This window comes from Sinorhizobium psoraleae, assembly GCF_013283645.1.
GTDB classification, from domain to species: domain Bacteria; phylum Pseudomonadota; class Alphaproteobacteria; order Rhizobiales; family Rhizobiaceae; genus Sinorhizobium; species Sinorhizobium psoraleae.
This window is the reverse complement of sequence record NZ_JABEKV010000005.1, coordinates 113,013-135,643: the sequence shown is the minus strand read 5'-3', so window position 1 is coordinate 135,643 and position 22,631 is coordinate 113,013. Positions and strand designations below refer to the sequence as shown.

Annotated in this window: 22 protein-coding genes; 8 read left to right on the top strand and 14 right to left on the bottom strand. The window is 61.3% G+C overall.

Annotation, left to right across the window (positions count from 1 at the left end):
* Window positions 1–3: 3 nt before the first annotated feature.
* The 10 genes from ILFOPFJJ_RS26130 to ILFOPFJJ_RS26085 all read right to left on the bottom strand — a co-directional run bounded on the left by ILFOPFJJ_RS26130 (window position 4) and on the right by ILFOPFJJ_RS26085 (window position 11,982).
* Window positions 4–753 carry a GntR family transcriptional regulator gene (locus tag ILFOPFJJ_RS26130; protein WP_173513472.1) on the bottom strand — a complete coding sequence of 250 codons (750 nt, stop codon included), beginning with the start codon at window positions 751–753 and terminating at the stop codon, window positions 4–6.
* Between the two features lie 151 nt (window positions 754–904).
* Window positions 905–2,431 carry a 2,3-bisphosphoglycerate-independent phosphoglycerate mutase gene (gpmI, locus tag ILFOPFJJ_RS26125; RefSeq protein WP_210267573.1) on the bottom strand — a complete coding sequence of 509 codons (1,527 nt, stop codon included), beginning with the start codon at window positions 2,429–2,431 and terminating at the stop codon, window positions 905–907.
* A gap of 28 nt (window positions 2,432–2,459) precedes the next feature.
* Window positions 2,460–3,422: a LysR family transcriptional regulator gene (locus ILFOPFJJ_RS26120; protein WP_173513470.1), complete on the bottom strand. Its 963-nt coding sequence runs from the start codon at window positions 3,420–3,422 to the stop codon at window positions 2,460–2,462.
* Window positions 3,423–3,459: 37 nt separating this feature from the next.
* Complete coding sequence (locus tag ILFOPFJJ_RS26115; protein WP_210267572.1) at window positions 3,460–4,965, bottom strand: ethanolamine ammonia-lyase reactivating factor EutA; 1,506 nt, start codon at window positions 4,963–4,965, stop codon at window positions 3,460–3,462.
* 160 nt (window positions 4,966–5,125) lie between these two features.
* Entirely contained in the window at window positions 5,126–6,352 is a 1,227-nt protein-coding gene (locus tag ILFOPFJJ_RS26110) for a cupin domain-containing protein (RefSeq protein ID WP_210267571.1), read from the bottom strand.
* A gap of 139 nt (window positions 6,353–6,491) precedes the next feature.
* Window positions 6,492–7,352: an NAD(P)-dependent oxidoreductase gene (locus tag ILFOPFJJ_RS26105; RefSeq protein WP_173513469.1), complete on the bottom strand. Its 861-nt coding sequence runs from the start codon at window positions 7,350–7,352 to the stop codon at window positions 6,492–6,494.
* A 220-nt stretch (window positions 7,353–7,572) separates the two neighbouring features.
* Complete coding sequence (locus tag ILFOPFJJ_RS26100) at window positions 7,573–8,580, bottom strand: Bug family tripartite tricarboxylate transporter substrate binding protein (protein ID WP_173513468.1); 1,008 nt, start codon at window positions 8,578–8,580, stop codon at window positions 7,573–7,575.
* A 156-nt stretch (window positions 8,581–8,736) separates the two neighbouring features.
* Window positions 8,737–9,741 (bottom strand): Bug family tripartite tricarboxylate transporter substrate binding protein, encoded by a 1,005-nt coding sequence (locus ILFOPFJJ_RS26095; RefSeq protein WP_173513467.1) that lies wholly within the window; start codon window positions 9,739–9,741, stop codon window positions 8,737–8,739.
* Between the two features lie 205 nt (window positions 9,742–9,946).
* Complete coding sequence (locus ILFOPFJJ_RS26090) at window positions 9,947–10,474, bottom strand: tripartite tricarboxylate transporter TctB family protein (RefSeq protein WP_173513466.1); 528 nt, start codon at window positions 10,472–10,474, stop codon at window positions 9,947–9,949.
* Window positions 10,471–11,982, bottom strand: a complete 1,512-nt coding sequence (locus ILFOPFJJ_RS26085) for a tripartite tricarboxylate transporter permease (RefSeq protein ID WP_173513465.1) — start codon at window positions 11,980–11,982, stop codon at window positions 10,471–10,473. Before ILFOPFJJ_RS26085 ends, ILFOPFJJ_RS26090 begins: the two co-directional genes overlap by 4 nt.
* Window positions 11,983–12,581: 599 nt before the next feature.
* On the opposite strand from ILFOPFJJ_RS26085, the gene ILFOPFJJ_RS26080 reads away from it, so the two are divergent.
* The 4 genes from ILFOPFJJ_RS26080 to ILFOPFJJ_RS26065 all read left to right on the top strand — a co-directional run bounded on the left by ILFOPFJJ_RS26080 (window position 12,582) and on the right by ILFOPFJJ_RS26065 (window position 15,882).
* Complete coding sequence (locus tag ILFOPFJJ_RS26080) at window positions 12,582–13,169, top strand: chromate transporter (RefSeq protein ID WP_173513464.1); 588 nt, start codon at window positions 12,582–12,584, stop codon at window positions 13,167–13,169.
* Window positions 13,162–13,701 (top strand): chromate transporter, encoded by a 540-nt coding sequence (locus ILFOPFJJ_RS26075; RefSeq protein ID WP_173513463.1) that lies wholly within the window; start codon window positions 13,162–13,164, stop codon window positions 13,699–13,701. Before ILFOPFJJ_RS26080 ends, ILFOPFJJ_RS26075 begins: the two co-directional genes overlap by 8 nt.
* A gap of 218 nt (window positions 13,702–13,919) precedes the next feature.
* Window positions 13,920–14,786: a substrate-binding domain-containing protein gene (locus tag ILFOPFJJ_RS26070; RefSeq protein ID WP_173513462.1), complete on the top strand. Its 867-nt coding sequence runs from the start codon at window positions 13,920–13,922 to the stop codon at window positions 14,784–14,786.
* 55 nt (window positions 14,787–14,841) lie between these two features.
* Window positions 14,842–15,882: an amidohydrolase family protein gene (locus ILFOPFJJ_RS26065; RefSeq protein ID WP_173513461.1), complete on the top strand. Its 1,041-nt coding sequence runs from the start codon at window positions 14,842–14,844 to the stop codon at window positions 15,880–15,882.
* A 63-nt stretch (window positions 15,883–15,945) separates the two neighbouring features.
* On the opposite strand, the gene ILFOPFJJ_RS26060 is transcribed toward ILFOPFJJ_RS26065, so the two are convergent.
* Complete coding sequence (locus ILFOPFJJ_RS26060; RefSeq protein WP_173513460.1) at window positions 15,946–16,239, bottom strand: hypothetical protein; 294 nt, start codon at window positions 16,237–16,239, stop codon at window positions 15,946–15,948.
* A gap of 161 nt (window positions 16,240–16,400) precedes the next feature.
* Here ILFOPFJJ_RS26060 and ILFOPFJJ_RS26055 point away from each other — a divergent pair, with 161 nt between their 5' ends.
* The 3 genes from ILFOPFJJ_RS26055 to ILFOPFJJ_RS26045 all read left to right on the top strand — a co-directional run bounded on the left by ILFOPFJJ_RS26055 (window position 16,401) and on the right by ILFOPFJJ_RS26045 (window position 19,314).
* Window positions 16,401–17,510, top strand: coding sequence for a zinc-dependent alcohol dehydrogenase (locus tag ILFOPFJJ_RS26055; protein WP_173513459.1), 1,110 nt, complete (start codon window positions 16,401–16,403; stop codon window positions 17,508–17,510).
* Window positions 17,511–17,539: 29 nt separating this feature from the next.
* On the top strand, window positions 17,540–18,217 hold the full coding sequence (locus tag ILFOPFJJ_RS26050; RefSeq protein ID WP_173513458.1) for an RraA family protein: 678 nt from the start codon (window positions 17,540–17,542) through the stop codon (window positions 18,215–18,217).
* Between the two features lie 230 nt (window positions 18,218–18,447).
* A complete protein-coding gene (locus ILFOPFJJ_RS26045) occupies window positions 18,448–19,314 on the top strand; it encodes an alpha/beta fold hydrolase (RefSeq protein WP_173513457.1) in 867 nt (288 codons plus the stop codon).
* A gap of 24 nt (window positions 19,315–19,338) precedes the next feature.
* On the opposite strand, the gene ILFOPFJJ_RS26040 is transcribed toward ILFOPFJJ_RS26045, so the two are convergent.
* Window positions 19,339–20,274 carry a LysR family transcriptional regulator gene (locus ILFOPFJJ_RS26040; protein WP_173513456.1) on the bottom strand — a complete coding sequence of 312 codons (936 nt, stop codon included), beginning with the start codon at window positions 20,272–20,274 and terminating at the stop codon, window positions 19,339–19,341.
* Between the two features lie 165 nt (window positions 20,275–20,439).
* Between ILFOPFJJ_RS26040 and ILFOPFJJ_RS26035 the strand changes: the two genes are divergently transcribed.
* A complete protein-coding gene (locus ILFOPFJJ_RS26035; RefSeq protein ID WP_173513455.1) occupies window positions 20,440–21,036 on the top strand; it encodes a HupE/UreJ family protein in 597 nt (198 codons plus the stop codon).
* Window positions 21,037–21,191: 155 nt separating this feature from the next.
* Here ILFOPFJJ_RS26035 and ILFOPFJJ_RS26030 read toward each other — a convergent pair whose 3' ends face one another.
* Both ILFOPFJJ_RS26030 and ILFOPFJJ_RS26025 read right to left on the bottom strand, forming a co-directional pair.
* Window positions 21,192–21,395 (bottom strand): hypothetical protein, encoded by a 204-nt coding sequence (locus ILFOPFJJ_RS26030; protein WP_173513454.1) that lies wholly within the window; start codon window positions 21,393–21,395, stop codon window positions 21,192–21,194.
* A 190-nt stretch (window positions 21,396–21,585) separates the two neighbouring features.
* Complete coding sequence (locus ILFOPFJJ_RS26025) at window positions 21,586–22,521, bottom strand: ABC transporter substrate-binding protein (RefSeq protein WP_173513453.1); 936 nt, start codon at window positions 22,519–22,521, stop codon at window positions 21,586–21,588.
* Window positions 22,522–22,631 lie beyond the last annotated feature (110 nt).

Sequence of the window (22,631 nt, the reverse complement as noted above, 5' to 3'; positions counted from 1 at the left end):
GTATTACCGCTGCAGTTCGAACACGAAATCGTAGACGTCGCCTTTGTAGCGCGTCTCGCAATATTCGACGATCTGTCCGTCCGCGAGGAAGCAGCGCCGCTCGGTCATCAACAACGGAGCGCCGGGGGCGCAATTGAGGTGCTGCGCGTCCTCTTCGCTGGCTGCTCGCGAGCGCATTCTCTGGATCGCGCGTTGGGGCAGAAAACCCCGCGTCTCCAATGCCTCGTAAAGGGAATCGCCGACCAGATCCGGCGACGGCAGGAAGCGAACCGGAACGGCGCAAATCTCGACGGCGATCGGCACAGAATCGGCGGTTCGAACCCGTTTCATGCGGACGACACTGGCGTTGCCCGCGACCCCCAATGCCATCATCTCGGCCGGCGAGGGGCGGCTTATCTGCCTGGAAAGCCATATGCATCCGGGCGTCAGCCCGCGTGCGCGTATGTCCTCGGAAAAACTGGTCAGCGTCGACAGAGATTTTTCGACGCGCGAACCGACTTCCGTGCGGAAGCCATGCCGGCGATTGAGGAGCCCCTCCTCCTCAAGCAGCGCGAGCGCTTTTCGCACGGTCACGCGGGACAGGGAAAATGCGTCTGCAATGACGCGTTCACCCGGCAGGACTGCACCGGCCTTCAAGGCATTGGAGCGGATCGCGGCCTCGATCGCCGCCTTCAATCGCTTGTACAACGGCGGCCCGGGCGCCGTATCGGCGAGTTCCTTGCCTATCAGTTCGACGAAGACATCGGTTGCCATTGCCGCTCCATGCCAGTTCTGCCGCCTGTGGATTTCCTTCAGGCACCAGCTGGAGCTATACTGGTATTATCCGCTCAACGCAAACTGGCCGATGCACCGGCGCAAAGTTCACTTGGCCGGCCGCGCCGCCACGTCTTTTCCGCAGGCGAGATCATTGATCCGCGAAAAGTACACGGCCCGTCATCGCCTCCGGCTGCCGGATCCCCATGAGGGCAAGAATAGTGGGCGCGACATCGGCGAGAATACCATCGCGTAGGCGCATGTCGCGCGATGAGCCCGACAGCATGACCGGCACGGGACTTACGGTGTGAGCCGTGTGCGGCTCTCCGTTCTCGGGATCGATCATCATCTCGCAGTTGCCGTGGTCGGCGATCACCAGCATCGACCCGCCCGCGCGGGCGACGGCAGCGTCGATTTCGCCGAGCGCCGCATCAACGGTCTCCACCGCAACAATGGCCGCCTCCAGCTTGCCGGTGTGACCAACCATGTCCGGATTGGCGAAGTTGACGACCACCAGGTCGTAGTGCCCGCTCTCGATCGCCGCAGCGACCTTCGTCGTCAATTCCGGAGCCGACATGGCGGGTTGCAGGTCGTAGGTGGCCACCTTAGGCGAAGGTACGAGGATGCGATCCTCGTGTTCGTATGCGGCCTCGCGCCCGCCGTTCAGAAAATACGTCACATGCGGGTATTTTTCGGTTTCTGCGAGATGGACTTGCGTCCTCCCTGCCTTCGCGACCGTCTCGCTCAGTCCGTCATCGAGACGCTGAGGTGGAAACAAGGTACGCATATATGGGTCGAGCTCCGATCCATAGGAGACCATTCCAATGGCGATCGACAGTTGCGGCCTCCGCCCACGCTCGAAGCCATCAAAGTCCGGAAGCATCAGGGCCGACAGGATCTCGCGGACACGATCCGACCGGAAGTTTGCACAGAGGATCGCGTCGCCGTCCCGAATACCTGCATAGTCGCCGATGACGCTCGGCGGAATGAATTCGTCCGTCTTGCCCTGCGTGGCCGCGGCGTCGATTGCGTCCTCTGCCGTCGCGAAACGGCCGCCATTGCCCAAGGCGATCGCCTCGTAGGCGAGCCTGACCCGATCCCAGCGGCTGTCCCTGTCCATCGCGAAGAAACGGCCGCTGACGGTGGCGACAAGAGCACCATCCGGAAGCTTCTCAGTGAGTTGGCGAAGATACAAGGCGGCCTGCCCCGGTTGCGTATCGCGGCCGTCGGTGAACGCGTGAACGATCGGCCGCACGCCAAGGCTCGCAAGCTCCCGGGCGACCGCCGCGACATGGTCCATGTGCGAATGCACGCCCCCCGGAGAAACGAGCCCGAGGATATGGCACACGCCCCCCGCCCGCTTGAGCGTGTCAGGCAGCCGGCTCTCAGCAAGCAGATCGCGCAAAGTGCCGTCGGCGATCGCGGCGTCGATGCGAGGCAGTTCCTGCATGACAATACGCCCCGCCCCGATATTCAGATGCCCCACTTCGGAATTGCCCATCTGCCCCTCAGGCAAGCCGACCGCGGGACCATGCGTCGTCAGGAACGCGTGCGGACAGGTTGCCCGCAAGCGATCGAAGTTCGGCGTCTTCGCAAGCAGGACGGCATTGCCCTCCATCTCTTCCCGCCAGCCCCATCCGTCCATGATCATCAAGACAGTCGGCTTCTTCTTATCCAAGGCAATTCCCTCCGATTCAGTCCCGGCTTCATTCGGCGCCAGGCCGCATTGCATCCTTGAGCCGGGCTTCCAGTATCGCCAGGAAAGCCCGAAGCTTCTTCGGCACGAAGCGGCTGCGCGGATAGAACGCCTTGATCACACGGTGCGAGACGATCTCGCCATCAAAGACGGAAAGCAGCCTCCCGGCACGAATTTCGTCGACAACGCTGTAATGCGGAAGACGCGCAATGCCAGCGCCCTGGAGGGCCGCAAGCAGGATCGCGCTCTCGAAATTCGAGTGGAACGTGCCGTCCACCTGGACCGTAATCTCGTCGTCGTCAAATCGCGCACTCCAGGTCCGCGGGTCGGGCTTCTGCGTCGTGTGGATGAGGCAGTTGTGCTCTCGAAGGTCGGCGGGCTTCATCGGTCTCGGCCGCTCGGCGAAATAGGATGGCGCGGCGCAAATGACGTAGGGCGCCGGTCCGAGCTTGCGTTCGAAGAGACCGGTGTGAAAGGACTCGTCGTCATCGAAATCGCGGCTGCCGATAACGACATCCACGCCGCGTTCCATCAGGTTCACCGAGTAGGCGCTGACGGTGAGCTCGACCTTGATCGAAGGATATCGCGCGTTGAAATCGACGATTGCCGGAGCGACAAGCGCCTGACCGACGCCGGGGGTGCTGTGAACCCGCAGGGTGCCTATCAGTTCGCTGCTGAGCCCGCTCGCATCCGCTTTCGCGGCGTCGATCTCGGCGAGGATCCGCGTGCAATGATCGAAGAAGACGCTACCCGCATCGGTGAGAAAGACGGCATGCGTCGAGCGGTTGAGCAGAGTCAGCTTCAACGCCTCCTCGAGCTGGGAGACGTGCTTGCTCATATAGGACGGCGACTTTCCAAAGATCTTTGCGGCGGTCGTGAAGCTGCCATGCTGCACCACGCGCGTGAAGATCACGATGTCGTTGAGATCGAGCCCGTCAAAACTCGATCTCGGCATGTCGGAAGACTTGATCATCTCCGGCGTCTTGGCACAACTCTGCGCCGGGGACAATTCAAGAAAAGAGCAGCGACTTGATAACAACGGGAATGACCCCCGGCGGGTTGAGAAACTCGCCGAGATCGACGAAATCCAGATCCTTGAGCCGCACGCCGTCAATGGAGATCAGGTGAGATTGGATACCGAGCTCCCGGTCGAGGATGCGGCCGATCGTCTGGCCGACGTCGCCATCGATCATCAGCACCAGCAACTCCTTGCGCTCGCCCTCTGGCGCGGCAACCATCTTGATCGCCTCGGCCACGGCGAGCAGGCGCTGGTAGTCCGGCGACCCTGTCCAGGAGAAAGCAAGCGCCGTCATCGCGTTAACATCGTGATCCTGCCTGTCGGCACTCTCACGAAATGCGGCGGCGATTTCCTCCGGATCGATGTCTTCGGCAAGTGTCTTTCCGAGATGGACCACCGGGATGTTGTGCTTCGGCAACGCGTCGGCGCCGTTCATGTAGAGCGTCTTGCCGCTTACCTGGACGGTGAATTGCGAGGCACCGATGACGGTCGCGCGGATGCGCTGCCCGGCATCGACGACCGGTATTTCGATGCGCGGCTTGAGCTGCGCCATGATCTCGTTGGCGAGATCCCGCGCTATATCGCCATGGTCGTTCGGCTCGTAGTCGAAAATGTACTCGGAGACGCCACCGGAAAAGGTGATGTAGGCGGGCTGAACCGGCCGCTCGAGATGCTCGGTCAGCAGGAGGCGATGGCCGAGTGCATCAAGCGGCCCCCCGAGGATTTCATCTACGGCGATTGCCGCGAGGCGCTTCGCAATGGCGCGACGGTTCCCGGCGTCAGCGATCGTACCGGGGTCGGTGCCGAGCCCAAGTTCCTCGGCAACGATCCGAGCGGAATCATCGACACGGGACCATGCACCTTGGTTGTCCTGAGCGAGCAGCCGCCCTCCTACCGCAAACGCCGCGACGCTGACAATTTCTCCCTTGTCAATCAGGGCTAGCTTAGTCGTGCCGCCACCGATATCGACATGCAGGCTGCAGGCATCCCTTTTCTTCGAGAGCGCCGTCGCGCCCGAACCATGGGCTGCGAGCATGCATTCGAGCTTGTGGCCGGCGGTCGCACAGACGAAACGGCCCGATTCATTTGCGAAGATTTCGTCAATCGCCCGCGCGTTCTTTCGCTTGATCGCCTCGCCCGTCAGAATGACAGCGCCGGTGTCTATGTGGCTGCGCTTGTAGCCGGCGTCATGATAGCAGTGCTCGAAGAAGTGCCACAGTTCATGCGCATCGATCGTCCCATCAGGCAAAAACGGCGTCAGGAGGATGGGCGAGCGCCAGAGCACCCGCCGATCGACAACGACGAACCGGCTGGAAAGATCGTCCGTCTCCCGCCGCAGGACGACGTTTGCAAACAGCAGGTGAGAGGTGGAACTGCCGATATCGATGCCGACCGTCAACAGATCGACAGTTTCCTGCTTCCACAGCCAATCCGCGATCTGCTGACGTTCGCTGTCGGACAGATCGTCATGCTCGTGGTCGAAATCGAGATCGTGCACCCGCAACTCCTCCTTCGCCACAGCGCCGCGCCTCTTCAAGCGGCGCAAAAGATCGCTGTAGCACTTTGAATTGCTGCATGATTTTGTTCTTAATCGGCCCGATTCAAGAAATCATGCAGTGATGCCGGGCCCACCCGGCCGCCCTGATCCGCGCCGTGCGTTACGTCGCGGGACCGGCCAGGATCGGCGTCTGGATGACGCCCGTCAGGCTTTCCTTCGGCAGAGCCATGATAGCCGCTTCATCGAAGATGTCGCCCATGGCCGACGGAACGCCGGTCTTCTGCAGTTCCTCGAGGAACTTGCGATGCACGCGCGGATCCTGATCCTCGTATTCGATCTGCCGTCCGCCGTCCTTGACCGAAGTCGCTCCGCCCCCTTCCGCACTCTTGCGGCGCAACGAGATAAACGGATAGCGCCGGCTGCCGAGGCTGCAGGCGACATAGCGCGCCGGCTGCTCGCAGGTGTTGAAATGCTGGTGATACATCCAGAACGGTGGCGTATACATGAAGCCGTGGCGCCAAGGGATCTCCTTGAATTCGGAGTCTCCCTCGTACCACATCAGCGAGTATCCCTCGCCGTCGACGGCATGGACGTGCGTTCCTGCGGCGTGGCGATGCGCCTTCTTGTAGCGGCCGACCGGCATCTGCGAAACGTGGGAATGCATCGTTCCGTCCGCCAGCACGAAATTGACGTTGAGTGAACCCTTGCCGCGTCCCTCGAATTCATAGAGCTTGAAGCTCGTCAGGTCGTGGACGAAATTGGTTTCCCAGATGTTCTGCACCTTGCGCGCCGATTCCAGGCCATAGGAATAAAGCGCGCCCTCGCCTTCGAAATGCTTGGTCTGGCCGATGCGGTCCTTGAAAGCGAAGTCGTTGTCGAAGACGAAATCGAGATTGTGGTAAAGGTTGATGGTCAGCGGCGCGTTGTTCGTGCAGGAGAGGCGCACGGTGTCGACACCCGAACCGTTGTTGAACTGGTAGAGGCAGTTCAACGGGATGGCGAAGAGCGCCTTCGGCCCCCATTCGAAGGTGCGGACTTCGCCGTTCGGAAGCCATACGGTCGTCGAGCCATAGCCAGACAGGACATAGAAGAACGCTTCGTAGAGGTGTTTCACCGGGCGTGTCTTGCGGCCCGGCAGGACCTCGATGACGTAGTTCGCCATGAAGTCGCCCATGCCGTGGGTGTGCGCGAAGCAGCCGCGCGCATCATACCGATCCCATGGTCCGGTTTCGAGCGCAAGCAGATCGTGCCCGAGATCGAAATGGATCGGGATGCCCTCGCCCTTCGACCAATCCTTATAGGGATCGACAAGGAACTTGGTATTGCCCGGGTCGGGGACCGCAACTGGTTCACCACTGAGCGGCTTTGTATCAACAGTACTGGCCATCTGGTTCACTTTCATTTGGCTTTGTCGTTCCGCATTCGGCGCGAACTATGAGTTTTTTGAACTGGCGTCGGTAGTGTGTTTTCGGAAAAGGCGTTTTCCCGATACTGCGCTCGCCGGAGATACCAAAGGGCGCAACCGATCAGGCGAGACCGCCCTCCGACGGCGCGAGCGGTCTCACGGTCCGCCCAAGATAGGTCGCCTCGGGTCCGTAGAGCAGGGCTTTCACGTCGTCCGCCTTCAATGTCTTGATAATCTGATCCACCTGACCGGCGAGCGGCAGCATCAGCCCGGCCTTCTGAGCAAGCTCGAGGGTGACGTCCATGTCCTTCTCCTGCCATGTAAAACGCGTCGAATCCCAGCGCGCCAGCGTGCCATTCGTGCCGGGACAGGCCAGCAGAATCTCGCGCATGCGCTGCGCGTCGATGCCGTAACGCTTGGCGATCAGGAGGGTTTCGAAATTGGCGACGCAATGAATCCAGTGCAGCAGGTTGTTGCAGGATTTCGCAATCTGCCCCGCCCCGAGCGGTCCGACATGCACGACATCGCGGCTGTAGCTCATCAGCGCCGGGCGAACGCGCTCGACGTCCTCCTCCGTCCCGCCGCAGAGCGAAAGCAGCGTGCCTGACCGCGCTCCGGCGGCGCCGTAGACGACCGGCGCATCGACGAGACGCTTGCCTTTTGCCTTCAGATGCGGACCAAGGTCACGCATCGTCTCCGGGCTGATCGTCGCTGCGACGACGATGGGCGCATCGTCGGCTGCCTTGACTGCAAGCTCCTCGCAAACATCGATAACCTGTTGATCGGTTGCAACGACGAGAACAAAGACATCAGCCGAACGAGCCAGTTCATCGAGGCTTCGCTCCGATGCGATGCCGCGTGCCTCGGCAGTCGCCAGTCGCTCGGCGCTGACGTCGAAGGCCGAAACCTCGAAGCCCTTTTCCAGCATGTGACCGGCCATCGCGAGGCCCATTTCTCCCGTTCCAACGACACCGATTTTCATTTTCCACCTCAGGACCTGCTTGCCGCGCTACGGCGCCGCGCGTCTTTTCAGACGTGCAAAAACATGTGTAACGCTTTGATTAGTTGTGTATTTCTCCTTAAATGGGCTCCGATTTAAGGAATTGGCGCCGGCCCGTCGTGCCGGCGATGACGGCCGCGTGGGTGGTGGCAGGCCAATCCAACGGGCGGCGGCATGACCGCCGCCCGTAACGCCGCAAGGCTCAGTTACGCGACAGAAGGGTCTGCTTCAGGAACTCGACGATTTCCGGCGTCTGATCCAGGGCCGCCTTGACCGTTGTCGCGACTTCTTCACCTACCTTCGGATCCACCGGCAGACTGAGAGACTGTGCCTTCGCCAGGAATTCCGGATCGGACGTGGCTGCTTTGTAGGCATCGCGCAGCGCCTTCAGCCGGTCTTCCGGGATGCCGGCCGGACCTGCCGTAAGCCGCGAAATGTTGCTCTGCGAGGCTACCAGCGCAACGACCTTCTTGGCTTCTTCGTCGTCGACCAGCGACGAGAGCTGCGGCACGTCCGTCTCCGAGCCGCCGATCTGGGCGATGAAGCGGCCATTGCCCTCATCCACGAACTGCTGGAAGGAGGAGCGCGAGGCGATGATCCCCTGCACTTCGCCCCGGCGCAAGGCGAGTTGGTCGTCGCTCCCGTTGTAGCCGGAAACGATCTGGATCGGCAGGTCGAGCGCGTTGACCAGCATCGTGGTCTCGATCGTGGAGGCGCTGCCGACACCGGCGGAAGCAAACCGGATCGGCTCCTTCAGAGCCTTGAGCTGCTCGTAGCTCTCGATGCCGGATTCCTTGCTCACGACGATGACGCGCGGGTCGGAGGCGACCTTTCCGATCCAGGACATATCCGCCAGGTCGAACTTGATACCGGGGTCACCGCCGAGCTGCCCATAGATGAGGCCGGTGTTGAAGGTACCGAATGTCAGGCCGTCCGGCTCGGAAGCATAAATATAGTTCGCTCCGATGAGGTGGCCTGCGCCGGGCATGTTCTGGACGACGAAGGTCGAGCCCGGCAGGTATTTCTGCATGAACTGCGCCACGAGACGGCCATTGGTGTCGTAGCCGCCGCCCGGTCCGGTCGCGACGATATAGTTTATCGTCTTGCCGTTGAAGAATTCCGCGCCCTCCTGCGCCCAGGCGCAGCCCGACGAGATCGTGAGCAGAGCCGCAGTGGCGCAAGCAGCCATGCGAATTGATTGCCATTTCATTGATTTTCCTCCCAGTTGAACCTTGAAATTTCGCCAGAGCGGGATGAGGAAAAGTGTGCGCGGTTTTCCGCCCGCATCCCGGTCTAACTTATTAGAATCGATCACGTTCATGACTTTGGGTCGGTTCGACCCAAAGTCATCGGGATGTAGCCCGCATCAGCCTTCGCTCAGCGCCTCTTTCAGCACGTTGATGACCTCCGGCGCCTGGTCCAAAGCTTTCTCGACTCGCGTCCCGACTTCGTCGCCGACCTCGGGATCGACCGGAAGACCGAGTGCACGCGCCTTCTCGATGAATTCCGGATCGGATGTCGCAGCAGCATAGGCATCACGGAGAGCCTTGAGGCGATCTTCCGGAATTCCGGCGGGGCCGGCGGAAAGGCGCGAAATCCCGCTTTGTGATTCGATCAGGGCGACAACCTGCTTTGCCGTCGCGTCATCGACCATCGAGGAAAGTTGCGGCACGTCCGTCTCCGTGCCGCCGACCTGCGCGATGAAGCGGCCTTTGCCCTCATCGACGAACTGCTGGAATTCCGACCGAGACCCGATCACGCCCTGGACCTCGCCCCGCATCATTGCGAGCTGATCCTCGTTGCCGTTGTAGCCCGAAACCACCTGGATCGGCAGCTTGAGCGCCTTGACGAACATCGTCGCCTCGATCATCGAGGCGCTTCCCTTCCCCGCAGTCGCGAATTTGACCGGCTCCTTCAGGGCTTTCAGCTGTTCGTAGCTTTCGATCCCCGATTCCTTGGTGACAAGAATAATCCGTGGGTCGGATGCGACTTTCCCGATCCATGACATTTTCGTCAGATCGAACTTGATGTTCGGGTCGCCGCTGAGCTGACCGTAGAGCAGACCGGTATTGAAGGTGCCGAAGGTAAGACCGTCCGGTTCGGAGGCATAGATGTAGTTCGTGCCCAGCAGATGGCCGGCGCCCGGCATGTTCTGCACGACGAAGGTCGAGCCCGGCAGATATTTCTGCATGTACTGCGCGACGAGGCGGCCGTTGGTGTCATAGACGCCGCCCGGCGCCGTCGCGACGATATAGTTGACGGTCTTGCCGTTGAAGAAGTCGACCCCGTCCTCGGCCGAGGCAAGCCCCGGCCAGAAAGCCGACAGGACGGCCGCGCCCGATGCCGCTATGCGAAGTGTTTGCATTCCCATTGTTTCCTCCCGTTACGTTCCGGGCATAAGCCGCCCGATTTCGGAGGCCCCCGTTTCCCGACAGCGTCTGCGAGCGGCAAACCAGTCCCGCTCACGGTGGCGCTGCCAACGTGAAACCATCCTTGCCATGCGTTTGGTGTTTCGTTTGGGCGCGCGCCCCGAAGGGCGCCCGCATCGTCTCAAACCGCCTCCTCATGGGCCTCGGTCAGGCTGCCCCTATCCCGATTGCCTGCACCAACCAGGGTGTCACGAAACCGGGGTGGAGCTGAATGTGCAGTAGCGCACCGAACATCAGGTAGAGCACCAGTGTGGCAACTGCCGCCAGCGACAACGCGAACCGCCACGACGCCTCGGCCTCCCGACGGAGGAACGTTACCAGCAGCACTGGTACGCTCGCGTAGAAACCGAAGACCAGGATTGCCGCGACAAAGGCGACGAAATAGGTCCACATCAGAATCTCCTGCGAGACCGTGTGCGGCCCGAATTCCGGCAGTTCCGGCTCCGGACCGGCCTGATGTGCCACACCGGCGCGCGGCGCACTGTGGAATGCGCTCTTCGACGACGGCATCAAGTCGATGCCAAGCTGGACGAGGCAGAGCGCAATGGCCGGCAGACCGACGATCAGCGGCATGAAGCGCGCCTTGGCTGGAAACTCCATCGAGAGGCCCACCATGACGATGAAGAAGGCGAGCATGACGATGGTGAGCCATGTGCTGAAGGAAAGGTGCTTCACGTGTTGACCTCCACGCTGGGCTGGCCATTGCCGGACCGGAAGTTGCGATAGAAGGCGTAGATCATCAGCGCGACGATCATGCCGATGAGGACCAGGGACATCGGGCGCAGGAAGAAGGAGTAACCCCACAACTGCAGCGCCTGGTGCAGCGAGGCTTCCGCCTGGCCGCCGAGAACGAGGCCGATGACGAATGGCGAGCGCGGCCAGCCGGCCCGCTGGAAGCCGTAGCCGATCGCGCTGAAGAGCACGAGGACCACGAGATTCTGCCACTGCACATCGCTGACGAAGCAGCCGATCGTCACGAAGACGAGAATGAAGGGCGCCAGCATGCGGCCGTTGACGAAGGTCAGAACCGCGATCCAGCGACAGACGACGAGCAGCATGGCGACGGCAATGAGGTTGCCCACGACCAGTGCCCAGATCAGCGTCCAGACAAGATCGAGATGCTTCGTAACCATCATCGCGCCCGGCTGGATGCCGAGGATGAGGAAGGCGCCGAGCAGCACGGCCATGCCGGAGCTGCCGGGGATGCCGAAGAAGAGCGTCGGAAGCAGAGAGCCGCCTTCCTTGCCGTTGCTGGCTGTTTCCGGTGCGATGACGCCTTCGATCGCACCCTTGCCGAACCGCTCCGGCGTCTTCGAGCTCTGTACCGCATGGCCGTAGCAGAGCCATGCCGCGGTCGAGCCGCCGAGACCGGGGATCATGCCGATGACCGAGCCGATAACCGAGGTGCGGACCACGAGCCACCAGTGGCGCGGAACTTCCATGACACCGGAAAACATCTGCCGGTACGAGAAGGCCTTGTCCATCGGTGCAGCCGAGATCGCACCGCCCTTGGTGGCAAGTGCCAGCATTTCCGGCACGGCGAACATCGCAAGCACCGCGGTCACCAAGCTAACGCCGTCCCACAGGAAAAGCATGTCCCCTGCATAGCGCGGCGTGCCGGTGATCGGATCCATGCCGATCGTCGAAAGCATGAGGCCGTAGAAGCCGACAATCAGGCCTTTGACGATCTTGCTCCCGCTCGCGAGAAAAGCGATGAAACTGATGCCGAGAAGAGCAATCAGGAAGAACTCGGCCGGGCTGAACATCAGGATGACCGGCTCCAGCACAGGGATCATCACGGCGAATACGACGGCGCCGATGATGCCGCCGACACCGGAGGCGGTAATGCTGGCGCCGAGCGCACGCGCCGCCTGGCCCTGCTTGGCGAGTGGATAACCGTCAAGCGTAGTTGCCGCATCATCCCCATCGCCGGGGATGCCGAACATGATGCTCGATATCTGGCCGCTGGTGCCGTTGACGGCGTGCATGGTCAGCAGGAAAACGGCGCCTGCCACCATGTCCATGCCATAGACGAACGGAATCGCCATGGCGATGGAGAGCTTGCCTCCGATGCCGGGCGTCACGCCAACGAGCAGTCCGAAGACGACTGCGATCAGCATGAGACCCATGGTGTGGGGGGTGCTCACAAGATTGAAGAGCGCCCCGAACATAGTCTCGATCATTTCTGGTTCCAATCCTCCCGTGGAATGGAGTTCCCGCCGATCAAATCGCGGCTCCATCGGGCAATCACTTGCGAACTCCTCCTGCAGACAGGGCGATTACCAGCATTGGTGCTGGCCCCTGCCTGTCGCGTGGTTTTCATTAGTGCCATCGCTGTGACCTTTGTCCAAAGCAAAAAATTATGCTTAGTCCAACAGTTTTTGCGCGGACAGAAATCGGCACCATGATCGAGGACGCTGTTGCCGCGACCTGCAACCCCACGTTTATCCACTTGATATTCCTTTTATTTCTGTTCTTTAGAACATAGTAATCTTAATTGAACTGCTATCTCCGCCACCTTTATGGTTGTGACTTGGTCAGGCAAGACCGGCCTCAACTGGCCCTCTCGCCAGACATGCGTCACGTGGACGGATAGCGTCGATAAATTTTTCTTAAAGCGACGCTAAGGCGAAATAGCATGGACTTTCCGGAGTTTGCGCCACTAGCATCCGACGGTCTCACGCAAGCGCAGGGCAAGCGTGTCGCGCCAATCGCACCTCTATCATTTGCTCTCCCCGCTCTTGCCGACTGCCGAGCGGGAGATTGCGGCTTCGGAGCACCAATGGACAAACCTGTCGGCGACATCGGCATGGAGAAGGAGCAGACCGTGACCTCTCTTGCCCTGCTCGCTTCCTTTCTGCGGCTCGGCGCCTCCTCCTTCGGAGGCGGCATGGCTGGCTGGACCCATCGTGAGATCGTCGAACGCCGCGCCTGGTTGAGCGACGAGGAATTCCTGAAGACGCTGACGGTCGCCCAGATCATGCCGGGCGCCAATCCGGTCAACCTCGCCGTATATATCGGTCTTAGACTGCGCGGGATAGCCGGCGCCTGCATCGCCCTCTTCGGCATGGTGTTGCCCGCCTTCGCGGTGATCCTGGTGATGAGCGTCACTTACCAGCAACTCAGGTCCCACCCGGAGGCACAGGCAGTGCTGCGGGGACTTGCCTGCGTTGGCATCGCCTCTTCATTGACGATGGGAATCAAAACCGCCCGCCGGCTCAAGGCGCATGCGTTGCCCATCCTAATGGCGCTGTCCGTCTTCCTGATGGTTGGCGTCCTGCATTGGTCCCTGGTCGCCGTCGTTGCGGCCACCATTCCCGTCAGCGTTGCCGCAACATTCTGGATCGAACGGGAGAAATCGCGTGGTTGACGACAAGCTGCTCGGTCTGATTCTGCTCTGTATCCCTCTGTCGCTGGTTTCCTTCGGCGGCGGCCAGACGATCGTGGCGAGCCTCCAGCATCAGACTGTCGATGTTCTGCAACTCCTGAGCGGTCCGCAGTTCACCGATCTCTACGCTATTTCGCGCGCGGCTCCCGGGCCGGGCACCTTGATCGTAGCGCTGATCGGATGGGAGGTCAGCGGCCTTTGGGGAGCGATCCTCGCAACGCTCGCGATATTCATTCCCTCGTCCGTCCTGCTCTGCATTTTGGGCAGCTATTGGCAACGCCATCGCCGCTCTGCCTGGGCGATGGCGGCGGAAAAGGGCCTCGCCCCCGTCGCCGTCGGCCTGATTTTCGCCGGCGTCTTCACCGTCGCGCAGTCGGCCAGCTTCACGCCGCTCGAACTGGCAACGTCCCTCGGCGCGGGTGCCGTCCTGTTGACGACGAAAACCGGGGCCTATCCCCTCCTTGCCGTGGTCGGTGTCGGCTATTTTCTGCTGAGCCTCGCCGGAATGGCCTGAAACCTCACGCGATTTCCATGCGTGTTCAAGTCTCGCGGGCGCACCCGACTGCGGCCGAGGACCTCGGCCGTCGCCATTGCTGCCCGACGTCACCCTTGGAACCTGACGAAAGATAAAAATCGTCCTGCCGCGATTGACCGCAAGGTGATTCACGGTATGATACTTAAATCAGAACATCGTTCCGCATAAAGGAACACCTGAAGGGAGGGTACACGCAGATGGCCGAACCATTGGTTTTACGGACCGCGGTCGGGAAACACGATCACGTAAAGCCCCTGAAGGACGGCAGGGTCCGATCGAGCCGTGTAACGCTCGAGTTCCAGGAATTCGATCCGCTGCCAAAGGCGTTCCGTACGATGGTGCGCGGCGGAGAACTCGATCTTTCGGAAATGGCGATCGTCACCCATCTGCTCGCGCACCACTATGGAAAGCCGATCACCGGCCTCGCCGTACCGCTCTGGAGCCGGTTGCCGCATACCAACCTCGTCTGTCCCGTCGGTGCGAAGATCGATGGACCGCGTGACCTGGAAAACACGAAGGTCGGCGTGCGCGCCTATGCGCAGACGTCCGGCGTCTGGGTCCGGGGCGTCCTTCAGCATGAGTACGGCGTCGACCTCAACGGCATCACCTGGGTCACCATGGAGGATGCGCATCTCAGCGAATACGACGACCCGGCCATCGCGGTGCGCAATCAATCGGAGATGGCCCTACGGCCACTGATGCTCACAGGCGAGCTGTCCGCGATCATGGGTGAGCGCGAGGTGGATCCGGTGGGGATCCGCAGCGTCATCCCCGATGCCGAGAGGGCCGCGAAAGACTGGATTGCCGCGACCGGCATCGTTCCGATCAACCACGTGCTGACGGTCAAGACGTCTCTTATGCAAGAGCACCCGTGGCTCGCCGGCGAGCTGATGGAGTTGTTCGACGAGTCGCGGCGTGTAGCGGAGGCCGACGGAGCGGCACCGCCTCCGCCTTACGGGCTGGAAGAAAACCGCCGATCGCTGCAGCTCGCCTTTGCCTATTCGGCCGAGCAGCAGATCACACCGCGCGTCTACGACGTGGACGAACTATTCCATTCAATTTGAGGCTCGAAGAAGCGGACGAGGCCGCCCTCGCCCGCTGCAGCACAAGGATGCCGCAATGATCATCGACATTCACGGACACTACACGACGGAGCCACAGGCGCTCCACCAGTTCCGAGACAAGCAGCTCGCCGGTCTCGCAGATCCGATGCGACGGCCACTGTCGTCGGACCTCGGCATCACCGACGAGATGCTGCTGAAATCGGTCGAACCGCAGCTCAAATTCCAGAAGGAACGCGGAAGCGATCTGACGATCTTTTCGCCGCGAGCCGCCGGCATGGCTCATCACGTCGGAACCGAAGCCATCAGCATGCAGTGGTCGGCGATGTCGAACGACCTGATCTATCGAATCTGCAGCCTGCTGCCCGACAATTTCGCCGCGGTCGGACAATTGCCGCAGCATCCCGGCACACCGCCGAAGAACTGCATTCCCGAGCTTGAGCGCATCGTCAACGAATTGGGCTTCGTCGGCGTCAATCTCAATCCCGATCCATCAGGCGGCTACTGGACCGATCCGCCGCTCACGGACCGGCAGTGGTACCCGCTCTATGAGAAGCTCTGCGAGCTCGAGGTGCCGGCGATGATCCACGTGACGTCTTCGTGCAATCCGTGCTTTCACCATACCGGCGCTCACTACATCAACGGCGACACCACCGCCTTCATGCAATTGATTCAGGGCGATCTCTTCCGGGACTTCCCGACGTTGAAATTCGTCATCCCGCACGGCGGCGGCGCGGTGCCATTCCATTGGGGGCGCTATCGCGGGCTTGCTCAGGAGATGAAGAAGCCGTTGCTCTCGGAGCACCTGCTGAACAACGTCTTCTTCGACACCTGCGTCTATCACTATCCGGGCATCGAACTGATGGCCAAGGTCATCCCGGCGGACAACATCCTCTTCGCCTCGGAGATGCTCGGAGCCGTCAAGGGCATCGATCCGGAAACGGGGCACCACTACGACGACACGAAGCGCTACATCGATCAGCTTCAAACGCTCGACGAGGAAAGCCGCTACAAGATTTTCGAAGGCAACGCCCGCCGCGTCTATCCGAGACTCGATGCCCAGCTCGCAAAGCGCGGGCGGCCGGCGCGGGCAGCGTGACACGCCATGGGAGGCGTTTCACCCATAATCCACCGCTGCCCGCCGGCCCCCCGCTGGGCCGCTTCAGCAGCAGGACGCGTCGTCGTCCGAGATGATTGCGTTCTTCATCCAGGACGGCGGCAGATCGTCCTCCCGAACCTCGACCGCGCGTTTGAATACCTTGAACTGGTGACGCCGGTCGGGTGCCGTCCAGAAGGCGACAACCGTTTCGAGCGGCGGGCAACCCGGCAGGCCGCAAGCGATTTCCGACACCATGATCGCGACATCGTCGGCAAGCGCGAAACGCTCGCGCGTCCAGGCCTTCACCTGGCGGACGGCGGCGAGATGTTCGGGTTTCGAAGCGGCGGTCTTGAGCATGATTTTGAACCAGTCGCGCCGGCACCTGAGCCGGAAGCGGTCTCCCGTTACATAGGGCGGCGTGGCCGCTCCTGTCAAAAACGAAACCGGAAAAACAGGCCTGACCGTATTCGCATGCCGCGCATGCGAACGGCCACGCAGCATTCGAAAGGAAAGTGAACATGCCAGAACAGGTCCTCGCGGCGGTCCGCACCGGTCCGAGCAAGATGGAAATCCGCGAATTCCCGATGCCGGACGTTCCGGAGGATGCAGCCCTCCTCAAGATGGAGGTCGCCGGCATCTGCGGCACGGACGTCAAGCTCTTCAAGAGCCCGCCGACGAACGCGCCGACGATCATGGGGCACGAGAACATCGGTTACATCGCCAAAGCGGGCCGCGAATTCACGCGTCGCAAGGGCTTCAAGGAAGGCGACCTCGTCTTCGTCGAGCACTATGTCATGTGCGGTAAGTGCCAATGGTGTCATCAGGGACAATATCGCCATTGCGAGAACACCGACTGGCGCAACAATCCTGATGGCATTCGTTACGGCTACACCTCGGCCGAACGCGCGCCGCACCTTTGGGGCGGTTTCGCGCAATATGTCTATCTCCCCTGGAACGCCGTCGTCCACCGCGTGCCGAAGGGCGTAACGCCGGAGCTCGCGGGCCTCGTCACGCCGATGGCGAATGGGGTTGAATGGTCGCTCTTCGATGCCGGCGTCGGCTATAACTCCACAGTCCTTATCCAGGGGCCGGGCCAGCAGGGCCTGTCGCAAACGGTTGTCTGCAAGCAGGCGGGCGCATCGCTGATCATTGTCACCGGAACCTCCAAGGACGCGGCCCGCCTCCAGGTCGCGAAGACACTTGGCGCCGACTACGTCATCGACGTGCAGCAGGAGGATCCGCTTGCACGCATCATGGAGATTACCGGCGGCAGGGGTGTCGACATCTCTCTCGACTGCACGGCTGGCGCCGGCACGATTCCGATCCTGCTCGGCGTCGAGGCGCTGAAGCGAAAAGCAGGCACCATCCTCGTCCAGGGCGAGATGAAGGAGTTCCCGAATTTCCCGCTCGAGAAGGTGACGACGAAGGCGATCACCATCAAGAGTGCGCGCGGTCACAGCTATCTCGCCTGCGAGCTGGCGCTCGATCAGATCGCATCGAACCGCTTCCCGCTCGAAAAGATCACCACGCACCGCTTCGGCCTGAAGGACGCCGATCTGGCGATCAAGTCGGTCGGTGGGCAGGGCGTACCGGATGTCATCCATGCATCATTGATGCCGTGGATGTGAGCCGTAGCGATCAAGGGAGGAACAAGCAGATGACACTTGGATTCAGGGTCCTCGAGCGGCAGCAGCGCGTCGGCACGGCGATGATCGAAAAATTTCGTGAGCTGCCGGTGGCGAACGTCAGCGACGTCATGTCCCGCATGACGGCGGGCGGGGCGGCCCTCAGGCCGCTTCATGCCTCCGGCGTGCTCGCCGGCGCGGCCTTCACGGTGAAGACACGGCCCGGCGACAATCTGATGATCCACAAGGCGCTGCTGATGGCCGGCCCGGGTGACGTCATCGTGGTCGACGCCGGCGGGGATCTCACCAACGCCCTCGTCGGCGAACTCATGCTCTCCCATGCAAGGGCGATCGGCGTCACCGGTGTCGTGATCAATGGTGCCGTCAGGGATTACGGCTGGATCAAGACCAATACATTCCCGGTCTTTGCCGCCGGCATCACCCATCGCGGCCCTTACAAGGACGGACCAGGCGAGATCAACGTTCCAATTTCCCTTAGCGGAATGATCATCGAGCCGGGCGATCTCATGCTCGGCGACGAAGACGGCCTCGTCTGCGTACCGTTCGACCAGGTCGAGGACGTCTACGCCAAGGCGAAAGCCAAAAACGAGGCTGAGGCGAAAACGCTAACCAACACGTTCGCCGGCAAGCTCGACCCGAAGCTCTGGGTGGACGAAAGTCTGAAGAAGCTCGGCTGCGGCGGGGTCTAGAGCGGGGGATAGTGTGAGCGGTTTTCCCGCCGCATCCCGCTCTGACCTGTCAGAATCGATCACTGATTTAGGTCGATCCGACCCAAATCAGTGATCTGGTGCGCCCTGCCGGGAGCGACACGTTCCGGAGCCGGTTGCTCCGACGCGTCACGGTGCCTTCAAAGGCACTGTCCGGTGGCGCGCTTATCGGCTTTGTAAAGAATGATGCGCCGTTTCGAGGAGGATTGAATATGGCACTGACAACGATCGACGGCATCGCGACGCGCTACGAGGTCCTTGGTTCGGGACCACCGCTGCTCATGTACTCGCCCGGCGGCTTTGATGCGACCATCGAGAAATGGCGAACGCAGGGCATCTATGCCGAGATCCAGTTCCTCGAACAATTGCCTGAGCACTTTACCTGCATCACCTTCGACCGGCGCGAGACTGGCCAGTCCGGCGGCCGCGTCGAGCGGGTCACCTGGTCGGATTACGTCAGGCAGGGCAAGGGCCTTCTCGACCATCTCGGCATCGACAAGGCCTATCTGATGGGCGGCTGCATGGGCTGTTGCGTCGTCGCCGCCTTTGCGGCCGAGCTTCCCGAATCCGTGCTCGGTATGGTGCTCTTCTGGCCGGTCGGCGGCGCACGTTACCGCATCGCGGGCCACCAGCGCTTCGCCGAGCACCTGGCCTTCGTCCATCAGAATAACCTGGAGGCGGTCGTCGCATTGGCGAAGGAGAGCAACAAGGCTTTCGGTGCCGATCCTCGCGGTGGCCCATGGGTTTCGGTTCTCAGGCACGATCCGGAGTTCGCGGAGCGCTATGTCCGGCAGAATGTCGATCATTACAAGGCGATCCTCGCGGGTATGCCAAGAACGTTGCTCGACAGGGATACCTCGCCCGGCGCCGAACCGGAGGACCTGTTGCGCCTGAACATCCCGACGCTGATCATTCCTGGGGCCGACGCCTCTCACGCGACATCGGCCGCGCGATACCTCCAGGAATGCATCCCCGGATCGCAGTATTGGGACGTCCCTGTCTTGGAGCAAACTTCCGCCGCCACCAACGCGCGCGTGATCGAATTCCTCCGCCAGGCAGAAGCGTCGCGTAACGGCTGATAAGCACAAAGCGGCTCCCGAAGATCAGGGGGCCGCATCCTCCGCGGCCACGAGATCAGGCAGAAATTCCTTCCCCTGGGTCGCGAGGAAGTCCTCGAAGGCGGCAATGACCGGGGTCATCGCGCGATCTGTCCGGCTGACGGCAAACCATTGCCGGCGGATCGGCAGGCCGACGACATCAAGGATCGTCAGTTCGCCGGCCTGGACCTCCGCGGCGACGCTGTGGGCGGCGAGAAAGGCGACGCTGGTATCAGCCATCACCGCGCGCTTGATGTCCTCGATCGATTCCATTTCCGTATTGGGGCCATCGACCCTTCCTGGAATCTCGCTCATGAAACGATCGAAGAAGATGCGCGTCCCGGAGTCGGGGCTGCGAAGGAAAAAATGCTCGCGCGCGATTTCCGCCTTGGAAATGCCCTGCCGCCCGGCAAGCGGATGATTGGGCGCGCTGACGACGACCAGCGAATGCTCTCCGAATATCGCCGCGCGCACCGAGAATTCCCGCGGCGGGCGCCCAAGCAGCGCGATGTCGATCGTTCTGTTCTTCAAACGCTCCACCGTTTCGGCGCGGCGGTCGACAAAAAGCTCGAGGTCGATGTCGGGATATGCCCTCGAAAAGGCCGCGACCATCGGTTTTGCGAAGTACTTGACCGTGGAAACCGCTCCAACTGCGATATGCCCGCGCTTCACGCCCTTGAACGCGTCGAGCTCCGCTTCCAGCAGCGAAAGGCGCTCCTCGATATCGCGCGCAGCAGCAAGGACCGCGTGTCCGGCTTCCGTCGGAAACATCCCGTGGGCCATGCGCTCGAAGAGCTGGACGCCGGCTTCCGCCTCGATCTGTTTCAACTGCAAGGTAACCGCCGGCGCGGTTAAGCCGAGTGCTTTCGCGGCGCCGACGACCTTACCGTGTGCCTCGATCGCGCGTATCGACTTCAACTGCCGAAACGTGATATTTTTCATTCGTGAAGCATAAAAAAACTTAATGCGCACGTAAAGAGATTAAAATTTACTTTCGTGCTGAGATGGTTGATTTTCAACGTAGCAGGTTCGCCCCCAATGAGATCCGCACAGGTACCGAGCGGTTGGCATCTGCAGAATCGTTCGCAACATCAAGGGAACTGAAAGATGAGAGCAGCAATCAAAAGTGGTCTGCTGGCATTGGCCGCTGCAACCCTCCCGGCCATCGCCCATGCCCATACCGGCGTCGGCCAGGCAGGCGGCCTGGCGCACGGCTTCATGCACCCGGTCGGCGGCCTGGACCATCTCCTCGCCATGGTCGCCGTCGGCACATTCGCCTCCATTCTCGGTGGACGCGCCCTCTGGCTCGTTCCGGCGAGCTTCGTGCTGATGATGGCCGCGGGCGGTACTCTGGGGACCGAGGGCATTGCCGTGCCGTTTGTCGAGACCGGCATCGCGGCATCGGTGATCGTGCTCGGCCTGGCAGTCGCGCTTCGCTGGAGCCCGTCGACTGCCGCGGCAATGGGTGTCGTCAGCCTCTTCGCTGTCTTCCACGGCTACGCCCACGGCGCCGAGATGCCGATGGATGCATCGGGCGTTCAGTATGCGTTCGGCTTCATGGCTGCAACGGCATTGCTGCATCTCGTCGGCATCGGACTGGGCCTTGCCCTTGGACGCTTTGGCGCCAAGTCCCATGTCGCAACGCAACTCGGCGGAGGTGCCATGGCACTCGCCGGCCTGGGCATCATGACCGGCGTTCTGTAAGCACGGTTCCTGCGAGGCAGGGAAGCTATCCACGCAAGAAACAAAAAACGGGCGGCTCCAACGAGCGGCCCGTTCACGCTGTCTTAGAAACAATGCGGCCGTCGCAGGAAGTCACTTCCAACCGTGCGGCCCCGCGCTCTTCGCTGCTGATCGCGTTAGCGGCGCCTGAGGGTGCGACCGAAGGCGACCTCGTCGATGCCGAGTGTCTGCAGGGCAGCGGCTGACGGGCGGCGTCGCTCCCTGGTCGCCATTGCGCACTCGTGCGCGGCACTGACCAGGCTCATGCCCTCCATGAACCCGCCGAACATGCTGCGAACCCATTCTGCGCTAGCCGGACGGCGTGCTGCGAGCGTTGTCATTTCAATCATCTCTCCGTTGCATACCGGTTGCATCTAATACCGCAACGCAACAATAAAAAGACCAACGCAAACAGCCCTGCCATGCAGCGATCGCATGGCAGGGGGTGCCTCTCATAAACTCCGCTAACGGCTTATTCGGGTTGAATTAATCCAATAGGATCCGCTCTGCCAGACAAGCGTCGATTCGGCCTTAGATGACGAAGCTCTCCATCGTCTCCGGCGCGAAGATTTCCTCCGCGCAAAGCTTTCTCTTCGACAGTCCCTGCTCGTAGGAGTAGCGGAGGAATGTCTCGAGTGTCTCCCGATTCTGCTTGAAACCGTAGCTCCAGTAATCGTCGCCCATCAGTCGACGCGCTTCCTCGACGTGCGCGTTCAACCAGGGCAACATGACCTTCAATGCCGCCGTCTCTTCGAGTTCGCGGTAGACGCGCGCCTGCGCTTCGGCAAAGGCCTTGTAGAGCGATTGTGCGATCCAGCGATTCGCCTCATAGACTTCCCGCCGAATGACGATCGTGTGCATGATCGGAAAGATGCTGGTCCGCTTGAAATAGCTCCGCTCGATCTCGACGAAGTTCTCGAACAGACGCCGGACACGGCCGGCCGGTCCCTCGTAGGAAGAAGGCTTTCGCGCTGTGTAGAGCGCGTCGATCTCGCCGTCGCGCAGCATGGCCGATAGCGTCTGCGTCGGGCCGATGCGGTTGACGCGGATGTGACTTGGCAGATCGAGCGGCAGCTTTTCCGGCCGGTTCGGCTGCTCCTCACCGCCGGCATAATAGGTGACGTCATCGACCTTGACGCCGTACTCGTCGGAAAGGATGCCGCGTATCCAAACCGGGGCGGTCATCTGATACTCGGGCGTTCCGACGCGTTTGCCGATCAGGTCCTTCGGCTCCCGAATGCCGGCCGCGGCATTCACGTAGATCGACGAATGTCTGAAATAACGGGACGGAAAGACCGGGATCGCCACGAAAGGACGTGTCTCGGCAAAGCAGGACATGACGTAGGACGAAAGCGACATCTCGGCGATGTCGAATTCACGATGCCGCAGCATGCGAAAGAAAGTCTCTTCCACGGGCATGTTGAGATAGACGAGATCGATCCCATCGGGCGCGACCGTTCTGTCCATGAGGGGGCGTGTCCGGTCGTAGTTCCAGCAACCGAACGACAAACGAAGCGACGAAGTCAGAATAGTCTCCCTAGCAATACCGGGGACAGGAAAGCTTGGGTTGGCCGAGC

Bases quoted from the DNA above. Each gene is read 5' to 3' on its own strand.
- ILFOPFJJ_RS26130 (WP_173513472.1), bottom strand. From the start codon at position 753: ATGGCAACCGATGTCTTCGTCGAACTGATAGGCAAGGAACTCGCCGAT.
- ILFOPFJJ_RS26120 (WP_173513470.1), bottom strand. From the start codon at position 3,422: ATGATCAAGTCTTCCGACATGCCGAGATCGAGTTTTGACGGGCTCGAT.
- ILFOPFJJ_RS26110 (WP_210267571.1), bottom strand. From the start codon at position 6,352: ATGGCCAGTACTGTTGATACAAAGCCGCTCAGTGGTGAACCAGTTGCG.
- ILFOPFJJ_RS26105 (WP_173513469.1), bottom strand. From the start codon at position 7,352: ATGAAAATCGGTGTCGTTGGAACGGGAGAAATGGGCCTCGCGATGGCC.
- ILFOPFJJ_RS26100 (WP_173513468.1), bottom strand. From the start codon at position 8,580: ATGAAATGGCAATCAATTCGCATGGCTGCTTGCGCCACTGCGGCTCTG.
- ILFOPFJJ_RS26095 (WP_173513467.1), bottom strand. From the start codon at position 9,741: ATGGGAATGCAAACACTTCGCATAGCGGCATCGGGCGCGGCCGTCCTG.
- ILFOPFJJ_RS26085 (WP_173513465.1), bottom strand. From the start codon at position 11,982: ATGATCGAGACTATGTTCGGGGCGCTCTTCAATCTTGTGAGCACCCCC.
- ILFOPFJJ_RS26080 (WP_173513464.1), top strand. From the start codon at position 12,582: ATGGACAAACCTGTCGGCGACATCGGCATGGAGAAGGAGCAGACCGTG.
- ILFOPFJJ_RS26070 (WP_173513462.1), top strand. From the start codon at position 13,920: ATGGCCGAACCATTGGTTTTACGGACCGCGGTCGGGAAACACGATCAC.
- ILFOPFJJ_RS26065 (WP_173513461.1), top strand. From the start codon at position 14,842: ATGATCATCGACATTCACGGACACTACACGACGGAGCCACAGGCGCTC.
- ILFOPFJJ_RS26060 (WP_173513460.1), bottom strand. From the start codon at position 16,239: ATGCTCAAGACCGCCGCTTCGAAACCCGAACATCTCGCCGCCGTCCGC.
- ILFOPFJJ_RS26055 (WP_173513459.1), top strand. From the start codon at position 16,401: ATGCCAGAACAGGTCCTCGCGGCGGTCCGCACCGGTCCGAGCAAGATG.
- ILFOPFJJ_RS26050 (WP_173513458.1), top strand. From the start codon at position 17,540: ATGACACTTGGATTCAGGGTCCTCGAGCGGCAGCAGCGCGTCGGCACG.
- ILFOPFJJ_RS26045 (WP_173513457.1), top strand. From the start codon at position 18,448: ATGGCACTGACAACGATCGACGGCATCGCGACGCGCTACGAGGTCCTT.
- ILFOPFJJ_RS26040 (WP_173513456.1), bottom strand. From the start codon at position 20,274: ATGAAAAATATCACGTTTCGGCAGTTGAAGTCGATACGCGCGATCGAG.
- ILFOPFJJ_RS26035 (WP_173513455.1), top strand. From the start codon at position 20,440: ATGAGAGCAGCAATCAAAAGTGGTCTGCTGGCATTGGCCGCTGCAACC.
- ILFOPFJJ_RS26030 (WP_173513454.1), bottom strand. From the start codon at position 21,395: ATGACAACGCTCGCAGCACGCCGTCCGGCTAGCGCAGAATGGGTTCGC.
- ILFOPFJJ_RS26025 (WP_173513453.1), bottom strand. From the start codon at position 22,521: ATGGACAGAACGGTCGCGCCCGATGGGATCGATCTCGTCTATCTCAAC.